The sequence below is a fragment of the Spirillospora sp. NPDC046719 genome (assembly GCF_040645715.1).
Lineage (GTDB): Bacteria > Actinomycetota > Actinomycetes > Streptosporangiales > Streptosporangiaceae > Spirillospora.
This window is the reverse complement of the sequence record NZ_JBEYYT010000145.1, coordinates 1-21,647: the sequence shown is the minus strand read 5'-3', so window position 1 is coordinate 21,647 and position 21,647 is coordinate 1. Positions and strand designations below refer to the sequence as shown.

The following is a 21,647-nucleotide window of genomic DNA, read 5'->3' as shown; positions in this document are numbered from 1 at the left end:
GACGGGCAGCGGCTCCGGCTCGGGCTCCGGCTCGGGCGGCTCCGGCGGTTCGGGCGGCGGCCCCTCCGGCGCCCGTCCTGGTGGCGGCGCGCCCGGCGGCACCCCGGGTTCACCGGCGGGCGGCGGCCCGTCCACGGGCTCCGGCTCGTCCGGTGGCGGCTCGGGCCGCGGCCGCGACGAAGCCCCGTCCGGCTCGACCCCGTCCCGCTCACCCGGCGACGGCACGGCGGCGCCAGGCGACCCGCACACGTCCCCCGGCGACGAGCACACCGCGCCGTCCGGCGGCGGCACGGACCCGGCGGCCCGTACCGAAACGCCGTCCCCGACCGGCGAGCACACCACGCCCTCGCCCACCGAGCACGCACCCGCACCGGACGGCGAGGCGCCGACCGGCGGCCACACCACCCAGCCCGCGACCGAGCACACCACGCCGCCCGCAGGCGGCGAGCACACCCCGGCCTCGGGCAGCGAGCGCGCTCCCACCACGGGCAACGACGCACCGACCGGCGGCCGCACGACGCCGCCCACGGGCGGCGAGCACGCCCCCAGCACGACACCGACCGGCGGCACCACCACGCCCCCGGCGAGCGGCAACACGACGCCCCCGACCAGCGGAAACAGCACGGCACCGACCGCCGGTAGCGGCACGGCGCCGACCGCAGGCGGCGGCACGCCTTCCGGCGGCCACGGCACGGCCTCGCCCAGCGACGGCTCCTCCACCGGCGGCGGTTCTGCGCCCGAAGGCGGCGGTTCCGCGCCCTCTGAGGGCGGCGGGTCCACGGCGACCGGCGGCGGCTCCGACCCGTCGGACGGCGGTTCGCCGTCCGGCGGCGGCGACCCGTCCGCGCCCGAAGGCGCCGACGCTCCGCCCAGCAGCACGGCCGGGTCGTCCGACGCGAAGGACGGCGGCCAGGCGACCGCCGACCTGCCCGACGCGATGGCGGCGCCCGACCATGGCGGGTCCGACGGGTCGAGCGGCCAGCCCGGCCTCATCGCGGGCGTGCCGATGCCGATGGGCGGCATGGGCGGCATGGGCGGCGGCGGTTCCGCCGTGCGCGGCGGTGGTACGCCCGGCGGTGGCGGTGAGACGCGGGTCCGCACGACCACGCCGTCCTCCGGCTCGGGACGTCCCGAGACCACGTCGCGCTCGCCGCAGGAGCCGGGCAGCCGCGTTCCGAAGCCGTCCCGTCCGGGTGACGGGGCCGCGCCGAGCGAGAACGGCCCGCAGCTGACCCACGAGGCGCCGTCCGGCGCGGGGACGGAGAACGCCCCGTCGCCGCACGAGCAGACGCCTCCCGCTCAGGAAGGCGCCACGCCTCCGGCCGAGCACGCGCCCACCGGGACGGAGAACGCCCAGCCCACGCCCGACACGCCGTCCGGCGACGAGGGCGGACGCCCGGCGCCCGAGCGTCCCCTCACCGACGACAACGCCCCCGCCGACCCGGGCGAACACCCCATCCAGAACCTCGATGACCAGGGCGTGGTGCGGCCCGGTGACCCACAAGGTGACGCGGGACCGGCGCCGGAGCGCGCGCCGTCCGGCGACGAGGGTGGGGAGGCGGCGCCCGAGCGTCCGCTGACCGACGGCGACGGTCCCGGCGACCCCGCCGAGCGGCCCATCCAGGACGTCGACGACCAGGGCGTCGTGCGCGGCGACGCGCCCGAGACGAGCAGCGAGCCCGCATCGGGCGAAGGCGGCCCCTCACGGGAGGACGACGCGTCCTCCCCGCGCGACGGCGAGCCCGGCGACGCGCCGCGCCGCCAGGAACCGGAGTCCGGCGCACCAGCGGAGCATCCTCAGCAGGCCGGGACGCCGGACGAGCACGAGCGGCCGGAGGGGACGGCCCCGCGCGACGGCCAGGGCGACGACGGAACCGGTGACCAGGGCGGCGACGACCACGGCACGGACGACGCGTCCGGCGACCACGACGGCGGCGACGCCTCCCACGACCTGGCGGACGCCGAGCACGAGGCGCGCGAGATCCTCTCGCAGCTCGGCGACGACGCGCCCGCGGTCGACTTCACGTCCCGCCCGATCGACCCGGCCGCCGCCGCCGAGATCAACCGGGCGCTCGGGAAGCTCGCCGCGGACTACCCCGGCACGATGCGGCAGCTCAACCGCATCGAGTCGACGGCGATGCCGCCCAACGAGAGCGACACCCTCGCCTACGCCCGGACCGGCGGCCCCGACCAGGGCATCTACATCAACGACGACGCGTTCGGCGACAACGCGGAGCGCAACGCGGAGGGCGCCGACGAGGAGGCGGACGGCTTCACCGTCCCCGGCGGCGGGACGACCGAGGGCGTGTTCACGCACGAGTTCGGGCACCAGCTCGGGCAGCGGCTCCTCAACGACCCGGTGATGCGGGCCGAGCTCAACCAGGCGATCTCCGACGCGCTCGGCGTCCCCTACGACGCCACTCAGCCGCACGACCCCGCCATGAGGTCGCGCATCGAGAACGCGCTGTCGCAGTACGGCGCGACCAACCCGCACGAGCTGATGGCGGAGGCGTTCACCGAGCACCGCCTCGCCGAGAACCCGCGCGACCTCGCCCGCGCCGTCGGCGACGTGATGGACCGCCACTTCCGCGGCGAGGCGCCCGCGAGCACCCCGTCCGCGAACGACGGCGGCGCTCCGGGGAACCGCGTCTCCCACGACGGCACGCCGGGCACCGACCGGGGCAGGCCCGAGGGCGCGCCGCGGACCGGCGACGGCACCACCGACCCGTCCGGCGCGCCGCACGACCAGGGCACGGGCGAAGTGACGCCTCGTCACAGCGACGGCCAGATGCGCCCGGACGACGGCCGCCCGCGCGAGACCGACCCCGGCCGCGGCGAAGAGCCCCCGCGCCACGACGCCGGCGAACTCCCCCGCGACGACAGCCGCCCGCGCTCGGACGAGCGCACTCCCGGCGAAGGCCAGGAGCCTCCCCGGCACGACGCCGGCGAGCTTCCCCTCGACGACAGCCGCCCGCGCGGCGAGACCGAGCCTCGTCCCGACGACGGCCGGCCGCGCTCCGACGAGACGGAACCGCGCGCGGACGACGGCCGCCCGCGCGAGACCGACCCCGGCCGCGGCGAAGAACCCCCGCGCCACGACGCCGGCGAACTCCCCCGCGACGAGGGCCGCCCGCGCGGAGGCGAGGCGGAGCCCCGCCCGGACGACGGCCGCCCGCGCTCGAACGAGACCGAGCCGCGCCCGGACGAGCGCGCGCCCGGCGAGACGCACACGCGCCCCGGCGAGGGCGAGGAGACTCCGCTGCACCGGCGGACCCGCTCCAACGACGAGGACTCCGACGGCGGCGACTCCGGCCCGCCGCCCGACCGGCCTGACGCGGCGCCGGCGGCCGAACCGCCCAACAACCTGCCGCACCAGCAGGCCGAGTGGGATCCGCCGCGGCACACCGACGAGGCGTCGATCGACCTCGCCCCCGATCAGCGGCTCGCGGACGTCGAGGACCTGCAGCCGAACGCGCGCTACACCGTGTACGAGATCGGTCCGGACAACACGCGGATCCCGCGCAGCGTCGCCTACACCAACGGCGACCGGCAGGTCACCCACGTCACGAACCACACGCCGGACGAGCCCGGCGCCCGCGCCGTCCCGCCGAACGAGAACGTGGACCTCACGCGCCCGGAGCTGGGCGTCACGCACCGGGTCGACCTCGGCTACGCGAACCCGCACATCTTCAAGGGCGAAGAGGTCTCCACCGGCCAGGGCGCCGCGCCGTCGGCCACCCGGTTCGATCCGCCGGCCGACGCCGCCCACCACACGTGGCCCGAGCCCTATGACGTCAAGAAGGAAGGGCCCTTCGCCACCCGGAACGACCTGAAGCGGCCCGAGAACGCGCGGATCGAGGTCCGTGACCCGAAGGGCAGGCTCCACGGCGTCTTCTGGACCGACGACAAGGGCAATGTCACGCACGTCCGCACCTGGTACGGCGACAAGAGCCACGGGTTCAACCCCGAACTCGGTGACAAGCCGGCGAAGGCCAGGGACGCGGGCGTTCCCAAGCCCAACACCCATTACCTGATCGAGCCGCACGAGCGGTTCCACACCCGGGAGAACACGCGGCTCGACCCGCCCGACGGCGCCCGCACCGGCGACTTCGGCGACGGCAGCGTCAAGCCGGGCACGTTCGCCTACCACACGAACGACCGCGGCCAGGCGCGCGTGGCCAGCGGCAGCCCGGAATACGACGCGGGCAGGTCGCAGCGGAACGAGAGCGTCCAGACGGACGTCGGCCGCACCGGCGGCGGCCACCACCCTCCGGGACGCCCCGAGCCCAAGCGGGTCGGCGAGTACCACGGCGGCGAGTTCGACGGCGGCCACATCTTCCCGCACGAGGCCCGCGGCCCCGGCGAGAAGATCAACTACTTCCCGCAGGAGAGCAGGACCAACCGCGGCAACCAGGGCGCGGACTTCACGCCGAGCGAGAGCTGGCGCCACTCGTTCGAGGCCCATCTCTACTCCCAGCAGGCGGCCGGCCACACGATCGAGCGGATCGACTTCTTCCCCGAGCCGAACGATCCGCGGGTCACGCCGGAGGTCGTCCACGTCCGCTGGACGGAGACGGTCCCTCCGCGCACGCCCGGCGGGGAACCCGAGCTGTACACGCACTACCGCAGCTACCACAACGTCGACCCCACCCTGCGGGGCAGTTCTCCCCCGCCGGGCTCCATTCCGCCGGGCAGCGGCTCCGGACCGGCGACGCCGGGATCCTCGGGCGATCCCCAGCCGGCGCCGGACCAGCCGCATCGCCGCGTGCGCGGGCCGGTCCCCGAGCCGGAAGAGCCTGCGGTCCCGGCCGGTTCGTCCGGCGACCCCGCACCGGAGCCGACGGTGGCACCGGAAACCGGGGCGGCACCGGAGTCGACGCCCACGCCGGAGTCGGCGGCATCGACGGAACCCGCACCGGCGCCGGAACCGACGCCGTCGTCCGAACCAACGGCGTCACCCGAACCGACTGCGACGCCCGAACCGACTGCGACGCCCGAACCGACGCGGACGTCCGAGCCGACGGCGACGCCGGAGGCCGAGGCGCCGGCCGGCGCTTCCGAAGGGCGGCCCGACGCGGGCGATGGCCGGCCGGCTCCCGAGGCCGCGCGTCCCGACGCCCGCTCGCACTACGGCTGGTACGAGTCGGAGGCGCCGACCACCGCGCCGCGCCCGGAGCCCGCTCCGGCCACCGGCGGAACGCATGCGGTCGGCAGCCCCCGGCCGGAGGGCGGCGGACCGGCCGAGGGCACCCCGCCGCACGGCGAGGGAACGGCGCCCCGTACGGAGAGCGGCCCGGGTACGGAGACGGCGCCGCGGCGCGACGTCACGCCCGGTGCGCCCGAGGAGAGCACGTCCCGGCCGACTGAACCCGCCCACGGCGAGAACACGCGTCCCGCCTCCGAGCCGACCACCGCAGCGGAGGGCGCGCGTCCGGAGACGTCGCCGCCCTCGACCGAGAACGGCACGCGCGCCGACAGCGGTCCCCGACCGGAGGGCGCACCACCGGCGGACGGGCCCGCCGAGAACGCACCCCCGGCCGACCGGCCTGCCGGCAACGCGCCGACCAGCGACGGCACGGCGCCCGGCGAAGGCGGGACGCGCCTTACGGACGCGCCGCCTCGATCCGACGCCGCGCCGCATCCGGAGCCCGGTCCGCGCACGGACGCGCCGCCCAGGCCGCGGTCGGCCGAGCCGGAGGGCGAGCGCCCCCGCACGGCCGACCCGGACCTGATGCGCCGGGTCCACGAGAACGAGCAGCTCCGGCAGGTGCTGGACCAGGCGCGGGACACCGTGGTCAACGACCGCGGCGACCGGCTCGGCGACCTCCTGGACGACGACCTGCGCACCCGGCTGCCGAACCATCCGGAGCTGGCGCGGATCATCGAGGGGAGCGGCCCGCCGCCGCTGACGAGGGCCGAGCAGGCGCTCCACGACTCGCTGCTGGCCCGTCCCCGGACGCTGCACAGCCTGCTGACGCACCCGGAGGCCGTCCACATCCTGGAGGACTCCATCCGGGAGGTGAACGAGCGCGGCCCCGAGGCGGTCCTGGACGGCGGTCCGGCACGGCCCAGGGAGACCCCGCTCGAGGACTGGCAGACCCGGATCAGCGACCGGGTGGTCGGCGAGATCGGCACGTCGAAGGCGCCGGGCCAGCCCGGGTTCGACCGCGAGGCGCTCGCCGCCGAGCGGGAGCGGGCGGGCGAGGGACGCCCGCTGGCGAAGGACAACCCGCTCGTCAACGACTACCTGGACGAGCTGTACCGTGCGGCCGAGGAGCAGCGGGGCACGCTGCACGACATCCTGACCGACCTCGCGGACGACCCCGGCGACGCCAAGATGCGTCCGGGCGCGAAGGACCGGGTGCGCGCCCTCGACAAGATCATCAACGAGAACGACGGCGACGCGTCGACCCTGAACGACCTGCTCGGCGGCAAGGTGCAGTTCGACGACGTCTCCGGGCTCTACCGCGCGCTCGACCGCGTGCAGGGCGTCGTCCGCGCGCACGGCGCCGAGATCGTGTCGATCAAGGACCGGCTGCGCAGCCCGCAGCCGAGCGGCTACCGGGACATCCGGATGACCGTGCGGATGCCGAACGGCCACATCGGTGAACCCCGCCTGCACCTGAAGTCGTTCGACGCGGTCGCCGACCACGAGCACTCGCTCTACGAGGTGTCGCGCGACCTGCCGAACGTCGCGGAGGAACGGGCCGCGCTCGGGCACCGCGAGGCGGACCTGACGCCGGAGGAACTGGCCGTCCGCGAGGCGGTCAACCGGCGCCTCAACGAGCGGTTCGGCGACGCGCTGGACCAGGCGCTGCCGCCTCACCTGCGCAGCACGCACGAAGGGGAGCCGCCGGCGCCCGGGCATCGTGCGACCGAATCGGGCACCGGCCCGGGGCTTCCGAGGCCGCATGAGGCCCCACCGGGCGGCGAGAGCGGGCACGGGGCGCCGGAGCCCGGCGGGGACGGGGACCGGCCCGCCGGCGACGGCGAGCGGCACCCCGAGGACGAGCACCGCACGGACGAGCACCGCACGGACGAGGATCGAGCGGACGAGGACGGGCGCGGCGACCACGGAGACGCGCCGATCCCGGAGAACCTGCCGCCGCACCTGCACGAGGTGTTCCGCGCCAGCGACGAGACCCCGGCGGGCCGCTCGTTCCACGACCCGTCCGATCCGGCGATGCGCGACCTGGCACGCCGGGTCCCGGCGGACCCGCAGCGGTTCGTCGTCGACGGGCACGCCGACGCGGACGGGCTGCGGCTCGGCGGCGGGCGCCGGCTCGGCGTGGACGACCTCGCCGACCTGATCGCCAACGACCCGGCGTGGGACCGCCGCGAGGTGCTGCTGCTGGGCTGCCACACCGGTGACGGCGACTTCGCCGCCCGGCTGGCCGAGCGGCTCGGCGTCCCGGTCATCGCGCCGCACGGCCTGGCCTGGTCGGACGGCGACGGCAACGTGTACGCGTCGTCCGGGCATGCCGGCGCGGACGGTCAGGTGCGGCCCGGCCTGCCGCCGGACGGCTCCTGGACCGTCCACCATCCGGACGGCACCACCACGCCCGGCGGCCAGGACGGGTACGCCCCCGGGCACCCGCGGGAGGGCGTCGACCACGCCTCGGGCGGGGACGCGGAGGCGCGCGGTCTGCGGGAGCTGTTCCGGCGCCGCCGCGACGGCGAACCGTCCACCGGCAGCGGCACGAACGCCGTCCCGCCTCACGCCGGGTACGCCGACCCGAGGCACCCGGCCCCCAGCCACGGCGATCCGCGCCGCCCGGCCCCGGGCTACGCCGACCCGCGCTACGCGGCGCCGTCGAACCCGCCGGGCGTCTCGCCAGCGGCCTACCCGGCCCACCCCGGCGCGGTCCCCGGTGCCCATTCGCATACAGACGATCACCCTGCGACGCGGCCCGGAGCCCATCCGGGCGTCCCCCCGGCCGCAGGATCGGCCGCTCCCGCAGGCACCCGTCCGCCGACGCACCCGGGCGCGAACCCCGGCGGCCGTCCGGGTACGGCGCCGGGCGGCCACCCCGGCGCGGGGCCGGGCTTCGTCCCCGGCGCCCACCCCGGCATGACTCCCGGCGCCCATCCCGGCACGGCTCCCGGTGCCCGCCCGCCGGCGGGGGCCGCCCCGACCGGATACCGGGCCACGCCGCCGGGCACGCCCTCGACACCGCACCCGGGCACGCCCTCAGCACCGCACCCGGGCACGCACTCAACGCCGCACCCGGGCACACCCTCAACGCCGCACCCGGGCACGCCACCGGCGTCCCGCGCCGGTGCGAACCCCGCTGGGCATCCGTCCGCTCACCCGGCCCCGGCCGGTCACCCGGCGGACCGTCCGGCGGGCCACCCCGGCGGCGTCCCGGCCGGGCATCCCGCGCCGCACGCCCCGCACCCCGCCCCGCATGCCCCCGCCCCGCATGCCCCCGGCGCGCACGCCCCCGCCCCGCACGCCCCGGCCGGGCATCCCGCCGCGCACCACCCAGGAGCGGCCCATCACGCCCCCGTGGAGGGCCACGTCGGGACCGACGGCGTCCGCCGGTTCGGTGGCGACCACGAGGGCGAGCAGTACGGCGAGAACCGGCTGGCCCACGTGTACCGGCAGCTCCCGCCGCACCTCCAGCACGCGATCTACCAGTACACGGTGCAGTCGATGCCGAACCCCCACCTGCGCCCCGGCGCGGACGTGGCGGGTTTCCTCGACCAGGTACGGCGCGAGGGGAACTACGCGCAGCACCTCATGTACCTGAACAACGGCGGCATGCCGGCGTTCGGGCACGAGCTGCGCGCCATGCTGCACCGGCCGGATCTGACCGACTACCAGCGGCAGATCGTCCAGTACGTCATGGCGCACCCCAACCCCGAGCGGAAGCTCGCGGAACTCCGGTACCAGCACGCGGAGCTCGGCCGCCTGACGCACTACCTGGGCGGCGACCCGACGCCGGAGGCGTTCTGGCGCCGCATCGGCGAGCTGGACCAGGCGCTGCGCCAGCCGCTTCCCGAGCCGGTCGAGACGAACCGCGGCCTGCACGACGTGTCGTTCATGATCGCGCAGGACGGCCTGCCGCTCGGGAACCGGGATCCGCGGCTGCTGATCGGTGCGCGGCAGCAGGAGCCGGCGTACATGTCGACCTCGCTCGGACGCAACCCCGCGGTCGTCGACAACGATCCGTTCGAGTACCGGATCCGGATGCGGCTCCCCGCGGGCTCGCACGGGCTGTGGATGGGCCGGAGCAGCGACTATCCGGACCAGCGGGAGCTGATCCTGCCGCGCAACGTCCGGTACCGGATCACCGGCGTCGCCTTCGCCGGGATGGTCCGCAAGCAGCTGCCGAACGGTCAATGGGTGGAGAGGCCGACCTACGATGTATGGGCGGACGCGGAGCCACCGGACTGATTCCGTGCAGGGGAGCGACCGACGGAGACCTCGGAAGGAACAGATGTCATGAGCATGCCGCCGCATTCGGGCTCGCCCGGCGGGTACCCCGGCCTGCCATGGCCGCCGGACCCGTCGGCGCCGCCTCCGTCCCCGGACGGTCCGTACGAGTGGCCCGATCTGCCGCCGGCGCCGCCGCTGCAGGGCGATCCGGCCCCGCCTCACGAGGGTTACGAGCACTCCACCCGCCAGCCGGTGTTCTACCTGCCGGTGGTGTCGGGCGCGGATCTGCTGGGCCACCTGTACGCGGCCGCGGACAACCCGAAGGTGTGCGGGTTCATCAGGAACCTCCAGTTCTTCGATCGCAGCCTGGACGCCTCGTCGGTGTGGAACCAGCGGCTGGACCAGTCCTATGCCGAGGGCCTGTCGGCGCAGGACGCGGTGCGGCGCCTGCGCGGCGCCCCTGACGACCCGGTGGCCGGTTCGGTCCCCGCCGACGCCCAGGAGCAGTGGGCGCCGAGCCTGTACGAGCTGGAGGCGTGGCTCAACCCCGACGCCCCGCGCTCGCCGGGCCCGCTCGTCCAGGACGGCCTGTACCCGGACGGGACGCCGGCGGACCGGTCGAAGGGCTGGGGCCCGCTGGTCAGCGTCGCACCGGAGTCCTACCCGCAGGAGGCGGCCGGGCCGGTGGCGTACCTGCCGGTGGTGCTGGGCGGGAACCTCCTCGGATACGTCTGGGCGGCGGCCTCCGGGGATGCGGCCGGGTACCTGCGGCGCGTCCCGGCGGGACAGGCCGGGCAGATCGCGGCCGGCCTGTGGGAGCTGAGGCTGGCGAAGGCCTTCCGGGCCGGCACCGACGCGCTGCAGGCGATCCGCACGTTCCGCGGGCTGGCCGAGGACTTCCTGTCCGGGACGGTCCCCGCCGACGCCGCCGAGCAGCAGGCGCCGTCCCTGGACGATCTCAAGCGCTTGGCCGAGCGGTGACCTGCGGCCAAGGGCCGCCGGGAAGCCGCCTCTATGCTCTGTCCGTACCGCCACCCTTGTCTTAACGGAGAGTTTCTGCCATGCCGTCGGTGAGGAAGACCTATCCGCGCTACTTCACCTACAACGAACGGCCGGTCGTCTTCGTGGAGCCGCCGGGCGGCGGTCTGTACTGCGTCGCGGCCGACCCGCGGACCGGCGGCTTCGTGCGGGCGATGCGCTACATCGCCGAGATCGACTTCAATCACGACGCCGACGTCGAACAGCTCGCCTACGAGGAGTTCATCCCGGCGGTGGAGATGTTCCGGGCCCGCAACCGGCTCGGTGAGGGCGCGGTCAAAGCGCTCTACGAGACCATGGCCGGGCTGGAGGAGACCGCCGAGCAGGAGCGGCGCCCCCCGTCGGCCGAGGAGAAGGCGCTGATCCGCTCGCTCAGCAAGCGGACCCACCCCCTGTTCGAGGAGCAGCTCCGCGAGCAGGGCCGGGACGGGACGCCGCCTCCGGTGCCCGCCGCGCTGCGCATCGCCCAGGTCTTCGACTCCGTCGACCCCGACGGCACGCCGCACTACGACCGCCCGCCGGTCCCCGAACACGAACGCGAGCCGCTCCTGCGCTACCTCCAGGAGGCGCCGATCGTGCTGGCGGCGCGCGGCTACGACACCGACCGCCTCGACCCCGCGCACCCCGCCGAGGTCCCGCTGACCTACCACACCAACGGCGTGTGGATCTGGCCCGGCGCCGTCCACTACTACCTGCGCGTCCACGGCGTCCCGCCCGAGCCCCGCCTGGTCGGATACGCCTCCGCCGCCGACTTCCGCATCGGCGAGATCGATGAGGAGACCCGCGCCGAAGCCGTCGCCGCCATCGGCCGGCCGACCGACCCCGCCGCCGGACGATGACCGCACCAGCCCTGCCGCACACCCCCCAAAACGAGCACGACCTGGTGGCACGGCTGGCGCCCGATAGCCCGATCCTGTTCTACCGCGCACGCCGCCTCCTCCGGGAATGGACCCGCGACGCCGCCGACCGCTTCCTCGTCGGACGGGTCGAGGACGGCTGCTGGACGATCCTGCACGGCGACGGCGGCTGGCTGGCCGTCCGCACCGAGGCCGGCGCCCCCCGCGAGGTCACCGCGCACGGCACCGCCCGGACCGCCGTCGCCCACGCCCTCGGCGGCCTGCTCACCGAGGCCGGCACCGGCCTCAACATGAAGATCTTCCAGCTGGCCGGGATCATCGAGCCGGGCCCGGACGACCGGACGGACCTCGGCCCGTGGTTCCTCACCGAGACCGGCGAGCGGCTGCGAGCGGAGTCGGAGGGCGCGCCGAGGCCGGATCCCGAGGTGCCCTGCGTCGCTCTGGACCGCCTGCTCGGGCGTGACCGCGGCTACTTCGCGCTCCGGCGGGAGAGCGCGCCGGAGCGCGGCGCGTTCGTCACCGTCCACCGCGCGTTCGCGCTGGCCGCCCACCGCGAATTGCCGGACGGGCCCGGCGAGGCCGCCGAGACGCTGCCGGAAGGCCGCGTCCTCGACGCCTATGGCGGCACCGACGAGGTCTTCCTGTACGAGCTCGGCACACCGTTCCACGAACGCGGGACGTGGGGCTCGGCCGACGCGCACCCCCACCGCTTCTACCGGCTCGAACGGCCGCTGCGCGTGCACCCAGCCTTTCCCCTTGAGTACAGCATCGTCCCCCGCGGAAAGAGGACCACCGATCGCGGCCGGGGTTACCACCTCGTCGATTCCATAGCCGATCTTCTGCGGGACGGCGCCTTGTCCGAGGTCCCCGACCCGCGCGAGGAGACCGCGTCATGACCCCGGAGGAAGAAGAGGCGCACCTGCAAAGGATGATCGACGAGCTCGTCCGGCTGCTTCCCGATGACTGGCACGACGCCCGGCTCTCCTACCGCGCCGTCGGCGACCACGAAGTGGTCCGTCTCGCCGGCCATCAGGACGACGACCGCTCCGGTCGCGGCATCCTCGAGGCGGGACGGCGTCTCGCGCACACCGGCATCCCCGAGCTGCTGCGCCGCCATCGGGAGATGACCTACCACCCCGATGACGGGGCCTGGATGTCCCTCACCTATTCCCTGCGGGGCGGCGCGCGTGCACCCGAATGGGACGTCGAAGCCGACCCGCCCGAGGAGTTCCCCTGGGCGGACGAGATCGCCCCGTCGGACGCGGCGACCGAGCTCGAACGGTTCCCCCGCCCCGCCGACCGGACTCCGGAATGGCTCGGCCGGCTGGCCGCCCTGCACGCCGCCGGCCAGGCCTTCGACCCGCGAACGCTCCAGCGGAACCCGCAGGACGAAACGGACCTGACCCGGCAGCTGCCCTCCGGCCTCGAAGCGCTCTTCACCGCAGCGCGCCGCCGACTCGCCGACTACGTGCCCGGCGTCGACCGCCTCCGCGTCGGAACGGTCGCCGACGGCTGCTGGACGATCGCCCGCACCCCCGGCGCCTGGCTCGCCATCGGCCCCGACTCGGCCGTCCGCCCCTTCGCCGACCCCCGCGCCGCCGCCGTCCACGCCATGGCCGGCGTGATGGCCGACACCGGCATGGAGATCAACAGCCAGGTCCTGCACGTCACCGGCGTCCTCAAGAGGGAACGCGCGCTTCGCAAGAGGCAGGACGCGTGGACCCTCGCACCGGGAGACGATTCCCCGGCCGCCCGCGCCTTCGACGCCGTCCGCCCCGCCGGACCGGGCCCGTACATCGCCCTGGACCCCATGGCCAACCGCCCCGGCGGATACTTCGTCTGCTTTCCCGGCCCCCGCCCCGACCACGGCGCGTTCGTCTCCGTCCACGAGATCTACCGCGCCCTCGCCGGGACCGGGCTTCCCGTCCCGGCCCCGGAACCGGAGCCCGAGCCCGAACCGCGACCGGAACCGCCCAGCGAGATCCTCCCGGCCGGCAAGGAGGTCGACACCTACCATCCCCCGGCCGACCGGTACGTCTTCGACATCGGCACCCCCTGGGAACGCCGCGGGCACATCAACCTGACCGGCCTCACCTACCGGGTCTACCGCGTCCAGAAGCCCCTGCGCGGCTACACCGTCCTGTTCCACGTCGGCCCCATCGGCTCCGGCACGCCCCCGCCCGAGACCGGCATGGGCTATAACCTGGTCCACTCCATCGCCGACCTCGTCGCCTCCGGCCACCTCGTCGAGATCACCGGCCCCGGCGGCGACCCCGGCCCCACCGTCCGACCGCCCGAGGAGCAGACATGACCAGCCCGTCCGGCGCGGCTCCCGGCCGCGGACCGCTGCCCTACGACCAGAACCGCTACCAGGAACTGACCCGCGGCATCGCGACCCTGCTCGCCCAGGCGGCCCCGCCCGACTGGCGCCGCATCGACCTGCGCGTCATGATGACCGTCGCCGTCTCCGACGCCGCCCTGGCGGTCGTGATGCAGGACGGCACCGGCCGCCCGGTCGAGATGCCCCGCGACATCCTCGGCATGGCCGCCGAACTCCGCTCCATCATGTACCGGCAGGACCGCGGCACCTGGATGAGCATGCGCGTCATGCTCGACCCGCCCGGCTCCTACTACACCGCCTACAACAACGACTACGACCCGCGCTGGGAGCCGGACATCCCCGCCGAGGCCTACGACCAGGACCTCGCCGCCTTCCCCCGCGCGGAGGAGAACATCCCCGACTGGCTGCGCGCCCGCACCGGCCGCCCGCCGCTGCCGCCCGCGCCCGCCGAACCGCTCGGCCCCGTCGAGCAGAAGGACCTCCTCGAAGAGATCACCACCGTCCTCGTCGACTCGCTCCCCGCGAGCTGGCGGCAGGCCGACGTGTACCACAACGCCCTCGGATCCCACACCGAGACCGTCGCGCAGCTCCTCACCTGCGACACCCACATGCCCAGCCCGTGGACGCCGCCGCCCGCCGCCGGCGAGCTGTTCGAACGGCTCCACCGCGGGATGTACTCCGACGGCCTCGGGACCTGGTTCAGCGCCCGGTTCCAGCTCGCCTTCCCGTTCTCCTACCAGGTCGAGTACGACCACGACACCGAACCGCGCTGGAAGACCCCGCCGCCGCCGTCCGCCTACGCCGAAGACCTGCGGATGTTCGCCCGCACCCCCGACAACACCCCGTCCTGGCTCCACCCCCGCGCCTGACGCCGGGACGTCAGCGCTTCAGGGCGTCGAAGATCCGCGGCAGGAGCATGACGTTCTGGTTCTGCTGCGGCACCCGCAGGATCGGCTTGCCCGCGCCCCGCGCGTGGACGAAGTACCAGCCCTTGTCGAAACTGACGCCCTCGATGCCGTCCCAGCCGCGCGACACGTTCCCGCCGACGAACCCGTCCCGGTTGATCCGGACCTTGCCGACGTCCACGGTCTGACCCGCCTCGATCGCGGCGAGGAACTGCCGGAGCAACCGCGGCTCCACGTACGTCCTGGACAGATCGACGAGGAACTGCCAGTCGGACGGCGGCGTGTTCGCGCGCAGCCCCGTCTCCTCGAACGCGATCGCGGGCGCCTGGTTGACGGGGAAGAACCCGATCTCGAAGTGGTAGTCGGTCGAGGTGTGGACGCTGCCGATGTTCAGCGGCCCCCGCATCCTCGTCTGCACGGCCGTGTACCCGACGAACTCGGCCTTCGCCAGCTCGATCGTCGTCCCGTCCCACGTGATCGCGTGCGCGTCGGCATGCAGCTCGACCCCGTACCGCGTCTTGTGCAGCACCGGCCCGCCGCCCTGCTGGGGCATGGGCTGCTGGGGCTGGGGCTGCTGGGGCTGGGGTTGGGCCTGCTGGACGGGCGTCGCGTTGACGTGGTCGGTCCATTTCGTCCCGTCCCACCAGCGGTGCCCTCCGCCACCGTACGGGTCCGCATACCACCCGGCCTGAGTCACGATGCACACCTTCCAGCGCCGCCGACCAACCGCTCCGAAGATATCCGCTCCCGCCACCGCGGTCCGCCGCGTGATAGGACCGCCCATGACGAACGGATTCCGGGCGGACACCCGCCCCGCGCCGCCCAGGGAGAACGCGTGCTCCGCCTGAACATCGGACCGCCGCGATCGATGTGGATCGCCTGGCTGGGCTGCCTGGCCCCGATGACGGCCCTGCTCAACCTGGCCCTCGGCGCGCTCTGCGGAGCGTTCATCACCGACAGCGAACTGAGGGTCATCGGCGTGCTCATGCTCCTGCCGCTGCTGCTCCTCGACGGGCTCGTCGCCCTGATGTCCGTCCAGTACTACCGGGGCGCGTTCTGGCTGGACGGCCGGGTCCTCGTCCGCCGCGTCCTCCCCGGCCGCAGGCGCTACGACCTGTCCACCGCCCGGATCACCCTGGAGAACGCCGAGCCCACGTGGACGTCCTGGCGCGGCGGCGTCCTCCCCCGCCTGGTGGTCCAGGAACCCGGCGGCCCGTCCGTCCGCATGTGGCTGCGCGACCCGACCCGCCGAGGCGCCCTCCTCCCACCCGACCAACTGACCGCCCTCGCCCAGGCCATAGACCCCCACCTACAACACCCAATAGCCACCCACCTCCACCACCTGGCCACCAACCCTCTCCGCGGCATCCTCTGATCGCGCGCTCCTAAGGGCGGTAGTAGGGGCCGGGCGGGCGACCGCGACCGGTCTCCGCGGCGACCTCCCGGGCGAACTCGTTGAAGGTGCGCGACGCGGACCACAGCAGGGCGCCCGGCTGCAGCTGCATCACCATCCCCATCACCGTCCCGATCCCGGCCATCGCCCGTCCCGTACCACCGTGGGTCGCCAGGGCCGCCAAGCCGGCGGCGGCCGTGAGGGCGAGCGCCACGAGCCAGAGCAGCTTCAACGGGCGCAGCCGCGCTCCGATTTCGGCGGCGCCCCAGTTCCCGCGTCCCTCGGTCCGCACGGCGCGCCGCAGCGACGAGATCCTCGCTCCCACGCCGAACGACACCGACGCCCCGAGGAGCATCCCGGCCGCCCAGGGGACGAGGAGAGCGCCCAGATCGCCGCCTCCCCCCATCCCCACGGCGGCCGTGACCGCCGCGAGCGCGAGATACAGCGCGCCGACGAACCAGGCACCGAAGATCATCCTTCCGAGCTTGCCCACCGTCGCCGGCATCCGTCCCCTCGCCTCCGTTCCCTGGTCACTGTGCCCTCGGGGAGCGGCGAACGGTCACGAGGTGGTGGCGGGCGGCCAGGCGTTGCCGGGGAGCGCATGATTGGGTCCGAGGTTGGCCGACAGTTCCTGCTTGGCCGAGTGCGTCTCCAGCATCAGCGTGGCGAGGCCCGCGAGCAGGGCCACTATCGCCGCCGCGACCCCCGCTATCGCCCCGACGACGGTCTCGATCGTGACGAGTGCGGCCACGGCCCCCGCCACCGCGGCCGCCATGCCGATGTAGAAGCCGTAGCCGGCGTTGCGAATGTCCGTGCATGCGCTCGAGATGTTGTTCGCCTTGTCGCCGATCGCGTCCATGGCGATCGGCTGCTCCTTCACCCCTTCCTGGTAGGCGCCGCCCGCCAGGCCGCCCCACACCCGCTTGCCGTTGTCGTTCACCTCCTTCTGCATGGTGGAGGCGGAGTCACCGGAGTCGCCGCCGATCTTCAGCCATGTGTCCTCGTACCGGTCGAAGATGAAGGGCACGTTGGCGTTCTTCAGCATCTCCACGACCATGGAGTTGAACTTCTGAACGAGGCCGACGAGCTTGTTCCACGCCCATTTCACCACCTCCCCCGTCGGCCAGATCAGTTTGGACAGCTGCTTGTTGACCAGCTGCCGAAGGCGCTCCATGGCCGGGCCGAGCTTTTCCAGCTGCTGTTCCGTCCTGGTGATCGCGTGCTCGAACGTCGCCGCGCTGATTCCCATGTCGCCGACTCCTAGATGGGGGCGTGCCCGCGTCCGTGGACGTGCTTGATGGCGGCCTTGATCTCTTCTTCCGTCGCGTCGTAGGTGCGCGCCGCGTCCGCCAACGCGCCGGTGATCTCTTCAAGGACCTTGACGCCCTGGGAGGTGTACCGGACGAACTCCTGCTGGTTCTTCCGGTACAGCTCGACGCAGTCACGGAACGCGTTCCCGCCGTCGGCGTCGATCGTCATGGCGGCGGCGTCCTTGTTGAATTTCTCCAGCACGGTCGCCTGCTCGTCCCACATGTGGGCCTCGGACAACAGGCCCTTCTTGCTGTATTCGGTCTCCGGGGGTGCCATACGCGTCGTCCTCCTCTGTCGCTCTCTACCGCTTCCGTGGCCGCCTGAAGGTGACCGCACTGGCGTCCGCGAGCATCGCGGTCAACTCGCCGACGTCCACGCCCGGGACCCCGGGCGGCTTCGACTCCGCTGCCCGCGCGAGGTCCCGGCGGGCGTCGCCCAGCACGGTGTTGAGCGCGTCCGCGATCTGGGACCCGGAGCGGCGCTCGGCCCACTCCGGAGAGACCTCGCAGGTCACCGCGCCGGATGCGGTCACGGTGAGGCTCAGTGCACGGTTGCGGGCCCGTCCGGTTCCCTGCGGCTCCGGTGGCGGCCGCCCGTCACCGGACGTGAAGAAGGCGTCGAGGGCCTCCTGGGCGCCGAGTGCCTTGTCCGCGAGGGTTTCGAGCGGCGGCCGGTACACCGCGGTCTTGCGCTGGAGACCCGGAGGCAGTGAGTCGTCCGGGATGTTCGACGGGGCGGCGCCCGCCTGCGCCTCCAGCCGGTCGATCCTCTCCATCCGCTCCGTCAGCCCTTGGCCCTGCAGGACCTCGCCCCAGGTCGCCATGCGCCGCTGCATCGCCGCCTCGCAAGCCTCGACGACCGCATGGCCGAGAGAGTGCGGATCGACCCGCCGACTCCAGTCCGTCGCCACCCGGAACGTCTCCGGCAGCCCCAGGGCTCCGAGAACGACCCGTACCGCGCCGCTCTGGTCGGTGGCCTCGCTGCGCTCGGGCAGGGCCGCATCGATGCTCTCGAGCGTCTCCTGCAGCTCGGACGCGTACTGGAGTATCGCGTCCAACTGCCACAGCTGGGGCGCAAGCCCAGGGCTCGAACGCGTCGCAGAAGGGCCCGGCGGCGGGGAGGGACGATCCGACGGCGGCGGGGCGGAGGGAGGCCGTTCTCGCCGCGGAACCGAGGGACCGCCGGAGGCGGGCGCCGCTGGAGCCGCGTTCGCCTCCTCGGCAGGCCCTCCGGGAGGCTCGGCGTTCCCGGGGCCCTGACGCGACCGATTGAGCGTCTCGAGACGCTCCCGGGCCTCCTCGTCGCTCACGGGTGCGTTCGGTGTCCTGGTGTTCAGTAACCGGTCGAGGGGATTTCTTTCGTCGCCCACGCATGCTCCATCGGTCAGCCATCGAGTTGCGACGGACCCAATATGCTGGGTTCCGTTGATAGGGGTCAATGTCACAAGTTGCCCGAACAACTTCGATCTTGCTTCATCAATCGCACGGCATCGCGAGTCAGCGTGACCAGCGCAGATATCAGCCTTCACATCCACCGGTGCCGTTAATCACGAGAAATCGCTATGGGAGCTCCTCACCTGTCCGATGACTCGCAACCGGAGTTTGTTCGGTTCGATCATGACTTGGACCGGTCCTATTGAGCGCCGTCCAAGCCGGTCGGCGGGACACGGAGGAACCGGCGACCCCTCCCGCCACCGGTTGGGCAAGGGCCGAGCAAGTGCGCCTTGCCTTCCGGGACGGCGGGCGAGGCTTCGGTTGGGTGTTAATCTCGCGGCGATACGGATGACGGACTCGTTGCGGTTTGGGGGCTTGGACGTTGGCGGAAAGTTCGCGGCCGGAGTTCGTGGCTCCCGATCAGGGGTTGGACGGGTCGTCGCGCGAGGCCGGTAACGACGATGGAGCGGCGCCGGAGGGCGTCGCGCCGGAGCCGGTTGCGGAGCGCTCAGAGCGCGACTCAGGGGCGGAGAGGCCGGCGCGGGGGTCTGTTCTCGGATGGGCCAAGGCGAGGCCGCGAGTCGCGATCGCAGGGGCGGCCGCGGCGGCCGTCGTGATCGGCGGTGCCGTGGTGTGGGGGACGTCCGGGTCGGACGAGAAGCCCGCGCCTCGGATTCACTTCGCGGCGCTCCCCGAGGCGTGCCGGTCGCCGTCCGCCGCCGTCCTGTCCAAGTACATGCCTGCGGCGGGGAAGCCGACGCCCGACACCGGCGGAGTGTCCGGCGACCAGCAGTACGCGGCCTGTGACTGGCGCGAGCCGCTCAGCGCCGAGAAGGGCAGGACGCTCACCTCGCGGCATCTGCGGGTCGCGATGCGTCTGTTCGTCGGAGCGTCCGGCCTCGCCGACGCCGAGTCCGACTACCGGTCGGCCTGGCGGACGTCGAAGCAGGGAACCGTCACCGACAGCGTCGGGTCGATCCACAACGAGGCCCCGATCCTGACGCGCGGCCTCGGAGACGAAGCGTTCCTTCATCACACGGTCACGACGACCGCGCTCGGACGCAGCGGCACATCGCGCATGGTCGTCCGGACGCAGAACGCCGTCATCACCGTCGACTTCGACGGCGCCGCCTACCCGCTCGACCGCGACGGGGTCGCGGTTCAGCGGAAGGGCGTCCCGCTGGACGAATCGGTGACGCGCGAGGCCGCCCAGGCCATCGCACGCGATGTCACCACGGCCCTGTCGTCCTGCAAGACCTGCGTGCGCCGCTGACCCGGGCCGGCGACCGGCCCGGGTCCGCGACGATCACTCGGGAGGCGGCGCGAGGTTCGGATTGGGCCGCCCCTGCGGCGCGGGAGGCGCCATGCCGGGGCCGCTCTGAGGCGGCGCCAGGTTCGGGTTCGGCCGCCCCTGCGGCGGCGCCTGGAACTGCTGCCCGCCCTGCGGCGGCAGCGGCTGACCGCCGGTGTGCCCACCGAAGGACGGAGGCGTACCCGGCTGGTTCATCGGCTGCAGCCCGTTCGGGAAGGGCCCGGACTCGTACGGTCCGCCCGTGCCGCTCGGCTTCCGGCGCCGCATCACGACGAAGAGCCCGACACCGATCAGCACGACGACGACCACGATCCCGCCGATGACCAGCGGCGCGTTCGAGCCGCCGGAATCACCGCCGTCGCCCTTCGTCGCCGGCGCCGCCTGGCCCTTACCGCCCCCGGCGGAGCCCTTCACCGCGGCCTTGTCGAGCCGCGCATAGACCGGGTTCTGCGCGTTCTGCGGAACGTCGTTCTTCAGCGCCCGGGTGATGCTGACGACGCCGTAACCGAGCTGGTCGTCCTTGCCCGGTGCTCCGAAGTCCTTCGCCGTGTTGGTCAGGAGCTGGACAACCCGCCGGGCCTTCATCTGGGGGTACTTGCTGCGGATGAGCGCGACCGCACCCGAGGTCAGAGCGGACGCCTGGCTCGTCCCGGCGCCGCTGTTGTAGACGTGTCCGGTCTTACCGATGCCGCCGACGCCCGCGCCTGGTGCGGCGACGGTGACATAGTCCTGCCGCTGGGTCTGCTCCCACGGCTTGCCCTGATGGTCGACCGCGCCGACCGCGAGCACACCCGGGCACGATCCCGGGTACTCGGCATTGTTGGTGGAGTCGCCGGAGTTGCCTGCGGACGCGACGACGACGACGTTCTTGGCATCGGCGTACTTCAGGGCCTGCAGCACTTCGTCCGGGCAATTGTTCGCACTGACGACGCTGGCGCCCTCGGAGAAGTTGATGACCTTCGCACCGTGGTCGACGCTGAAGCGGATGGCTTTGGACAGGCTGGGCGGCGAAACTCCGGGCGAGTAGATCGGCAGGATCTTCGCCTCGGGGGCGATGCCGTAAAAGCCCGAATGCGTGCCGCGAGAGGCGATGAGGCTCGCCATCGCCGTCCCGTGGCCCTCGTCGGTGTCCTGGTCCGTTCGCCCGTCTCCCCCGCCGCTCTGCAGGTCGGTGCCGGAGACGACGGCGGGCTTCAGGTCGGGCAGGGATGCGTTGACCCCCGTGTCGACAACGGCGACGGTCACGCCCGCGCCCTTGGTCTGGGGCCAGACATCCGTCTTGATCCCCCACGAGTCGAACCACCACTCGTTCTGCGGAATCGGTGCGGCGTGGGCCGTGGCCACCGGGCCGAGCGCGAGGGCTGCAGCCGTTGCCGTGGCCGCCGCCGATTGGATCAGCCGTCGCATTGCGTCGTTCCCCATCTGGATGCGGAAAGGGCGGACGGAGGTCTGGCCCCGTCCGCCCTGTTCACGTCGTCGGTCCTGCGGCGATCAACCGATCACCGGAGGTGCGGTGTCATCGTCGGCTCCCCAGACGTCGTCGTCCTCAGACAGCCAGGTGGTGCGCTCGCGTTCCTCTTCCTTGCCGTTGCCGTGGCCGCCGTGGCCCATGGGCATGCCGCCGCCCATGCGTCCGGCGCCGGCGCGTCCGGCCGCACCGGCCGAGCCGAGGCCA

14 protein-coding genes and 2 pseudogenes are annotated in these 21,647 nt (G+C 73.7%); 8 read left to right on the top strand and 8 right to left on the bottom strand.

All coding sequences use genetic code 11. The annotated features are described in order from the left end of the window. Positions 1-1,023, bottom strand: a pseudogene (locus ABZ914_RS24165) (hypothetical protein); the annotation flags it as partial. Between ABZ914_RS24165 and ABZ914_RS24160 the strand changes: the two are divergent. From ABZ914_RS24160 to ABZ914_RS24135, 6 genes are all read left to right on the top strand, one after another. Further along, positions 1,007-9,400, top strand: a complete 8,394-nt coding sequence (locus tag ABZ914_RS24160; protein WP_500195852.1) for a DUF8616 domain-containing protein — start codon at positions 1,007-1,009, stop codon at positions 9,398-9,400. The pseudogene ABZ914_RS24165 and the gene ABZ914_RS24160 sit on opposite strands and share 17 nt — an antisense overlap. Before the next feature lie 48 nt (positions 9,401-9,448). After that, positions 9,449-10,363, top strand: a complete 915-nt coding sequence (locus ABZ914_RS24155) for a hypothetical protein (protein WP_500195850.1) — start codon at positions 9,449-9,451, stop codon at positions 10,361-10,363. 80 nt (positions 10,364-10,443) lie between these two features. After that, positions 10,444-11,259, top strand: coding sequence for a hypothetical protein (locus ABZ914_RS24150; RefSeq protein WP_500195848.1), 816 nt, complete (start codon positions 10,444-10,446; stop codon positions 11,257-11,259). Then, positions 11,256-12,173 (top strand): glycohydrolase toxin TNT-related protein, encoded by a 918-nt coding sequence (locus ABZ914_RS24145; RefSeq protein ID WP_500195846.1) that lies wholly within the window; start codon positions 11,256-11,258, stop codon positions 12,171-12,173. The genes ABZ914_RS24150 and ABZ914_RS24145 overlap by 4 nt, the downstream gene beginning before the upstream one ends. Beyond that, positions 12,170-13,588 (top strand): glycohydrolase toxin TNT-related protein, encoded by a 1,419-nt coding sequence (locus tag ABZ914_RS24140; RefSeq protein ID WP_500195844.1) that lies wholly within the window; start codon positions 12,170-12,172, stop codon positions 13,586-13,588. Before ABZ914_RS24145 ends, ABZ914_RS24140 begins: the two co-directional genes overlap by 4 nt. After that, positions 13,585-14,487, top strand: a complete 903-nt coding sequence (locus tag ABZ914_RS24135; protein ID WP_500195843.1) for a hypothetical protein — start codon at positions 13,585-13,587, stop codon at positions 14,485-14,487. The genes ABZ914_RS24140 and ABZ914_RS24135 overlap by 4 nt, the downstream gene beginning before the upstream one ends. A gap of 10 nt (positions 14,488-14,497) precedes the next feature. On the opposite strand, the gene ABZ914_RS24130 is transcribed toward ABZ914_RS24135, so the two are convergent. Next, positions 14,498-15,220, bottom strand: coding sequence for a DUF2510 domain-containing protein (locus tag ABZ914_RS24130; protein ID WP_500195841.1), 723 nt, complete (start codon positions 15,218-15,220; stop codon positions 14,498-14,500). Between the two features lie 138 nt (positions 15,221-15,358). Between ABZ914_RS24130 and ABZ914_RS24125 the strand changes: the two genes are divergently transcribed. Next, entirely contained in the window at positions 15,359-15,898 is a 540-nt protein-coding gene (locus ABZ914_RS24125) for a hypothetical protein (protein ID WP_500195839.1), read from the top strand. A 10-nt stretch (positions 15,899-15,908) separates the two neighbouring features. On the opposite strand, the gene ABZ914_RS24120 is transcribed toward ABZ914_RS24125, so the two are convergent. The 4 genes from ABZ914_RS24120 to ABZ914_RS24105 are packed head-to-tail and all read right to left on the bottom strand — an operon-like array spanning position 15,909 to position 18,284. Beyond that, entirely contained in the window at positions 15,909-16,421 is a 513-nt protein-coding gene (locus tag ABZ914_RS24120; protein WP_500195837.1) for a hypothetical protein, read from the bottom strand. Positions 16,422-16,475: 54 nt separating this feature from the next. After that, on the bottom strand, positions 16,476-17,165 hold the full coding sequence (locus ABZ914_RS24115; protein WP_500195836.1) for a hypothetical protein: 690 nt from the start codon (positions 17,163-17,165) through the stop codon (positions 16,476-16,478). 11 nt (positions 17,166-17,176) lie between these two features. After that, positions 17,177-17,503 carry a hypothetical protein gene (locus tag ABZ914_RS24110; protein WP_500195834.1) on the bottom strand — a complete coding sequence of 109 codons (327 nt, stop codon included), beginning with the start codon at positions 17,501-17,503 and terminating at the stop codon, positions 17,177-17,179. 25 nt (positions 17,504-17,528) lie between these two features. Further along, on the bottom strand, positions 17,529-18,284 hold the full coding sequence (locus tag ABZ914_RS24105; protein WP_500195832.1) for a hypothetical protein: 756 nt from the start codon (positions 18,282-18,284) through the stop codon (positions 17,529-17,531). Between the two features lie 989 nt (positions 18,285-19,273). Here ABZ914_RS24105 and ABZ914_RS24100 point away from each other — a divergent pair. Further along, positions 19,274-19,933 (top strand): hypothetical protein, encoded by a 660-nt coding sequence (locus ABZ914_RS24100; RefSeq protein WP_500195831.1) that lies wholly within the window; start codon positions 19,274-19,276, stop codon positions 19,931-19,933. 33 nt (positions 19,934-19,966) lie between these two features. Here the strand turns inward: ABZ914_RS24100 and ABZ914_RS24095 are convergent, their stop codons facing one another. Both ABZ914_RS24095 and ABZ914_RS24090 read right to left on the bottom strand, forming a co-directional pair. After that, positions 19,967-21,379, bottom strand: a complete 1,413-nt coding sequence (locus ABZ914_RS24095; protein WP_500195829.1) for a S8 family serine peptidase — start codon at positions 21,377-21,379, stop codon at positions 19,967-19,969. 84 nt (positions 21,380-21,463) lie between these two features. Further along, positions 21,464-21,647: pseudogene (locus ABZ914_RS24090) on the bottom strand (hypothetical protein); the annotation flags it as partial.

What these genes read in the sequence shown, in the direction of transcription:
- ABZ914_RS24160 (WP_500195852.1), top strand. Translation starts at nt 1,007, where the DNA reads ATGCCGATGGGCGGCATGGGCGGCATGGGCGGCGGCGGTTCCGCCGTG.
- ABZ914_RS24155 (WP_500195850.1), top strand. Translation starts at nt 9,449, where the DNA reads ATGAGCATGCCGCCGCATTCGGGCTCGCCCGGCGGGTACCCCGGCCTG.
- ABZ914_RS24150 (WP_500195848.1), top strand. Translation starts at nt 10,444, where the DNA reads ATGCCGTCGGTGAGGAAGACCTATCCGCGCTACTTCACCTACAACGAA.
- ABZ914_RS24145 (WP_500195846.1), top strand. Translation starts at nt 11,256, where the DNA reads ATGACCGCACCAGCCCTGCCGCACACCCCCCAAAACGAGCACGACCTG.
- ABZ914_RS24140 (WP_500195844.1), top strand. Translation starts at nt 12,170, where the DNA reads ATGACCCCGGAGGAAGAAGAGGCGCACCTGCAAAGGATGATCGACGAG.
- ABZ914_RS24135 (WP_500195843.1), top strand. Translation starts at nt 13,585, where the DNA reads ATGACCAGCCCGTCCGGCGCGGCTCCCGGCCGCGGACCGCTGCCCTAC.
- ABZ914_RS24120 (WP_500195837.1), bottom strand. Translation starts at nt 16,421, where the DNA reads ATGCCGGCGACGGTGGGCAAGCTCGGAAGGATGATCTTCGGTGCCTGG.
- ABZ914_RS24115 (WP_500195836.1), bottom strand. Translation starts at nt 17,165, where the DNA reads ATGGGAATCAGCGCGGCGACGTTCGAGCACGCGATCACCAGGACGGAA.
- ABZ914_RS24110 (WP_500195834.1), bottom strand. Translation starts at nt 17,503, where the DNA reads ATGGCACCCCCGGAGACCGAATACAGCAAGAAGGGCCTGTTGTCCGAG.
- ABZ914_RS24095 (WP_500195829.1), bottom strand. Translation starts at nt 21,379, where the DNA reads ATGCGACGGCTGATCCAATCGGCGGCGGCCACGGCAACGGCTGCAGCC.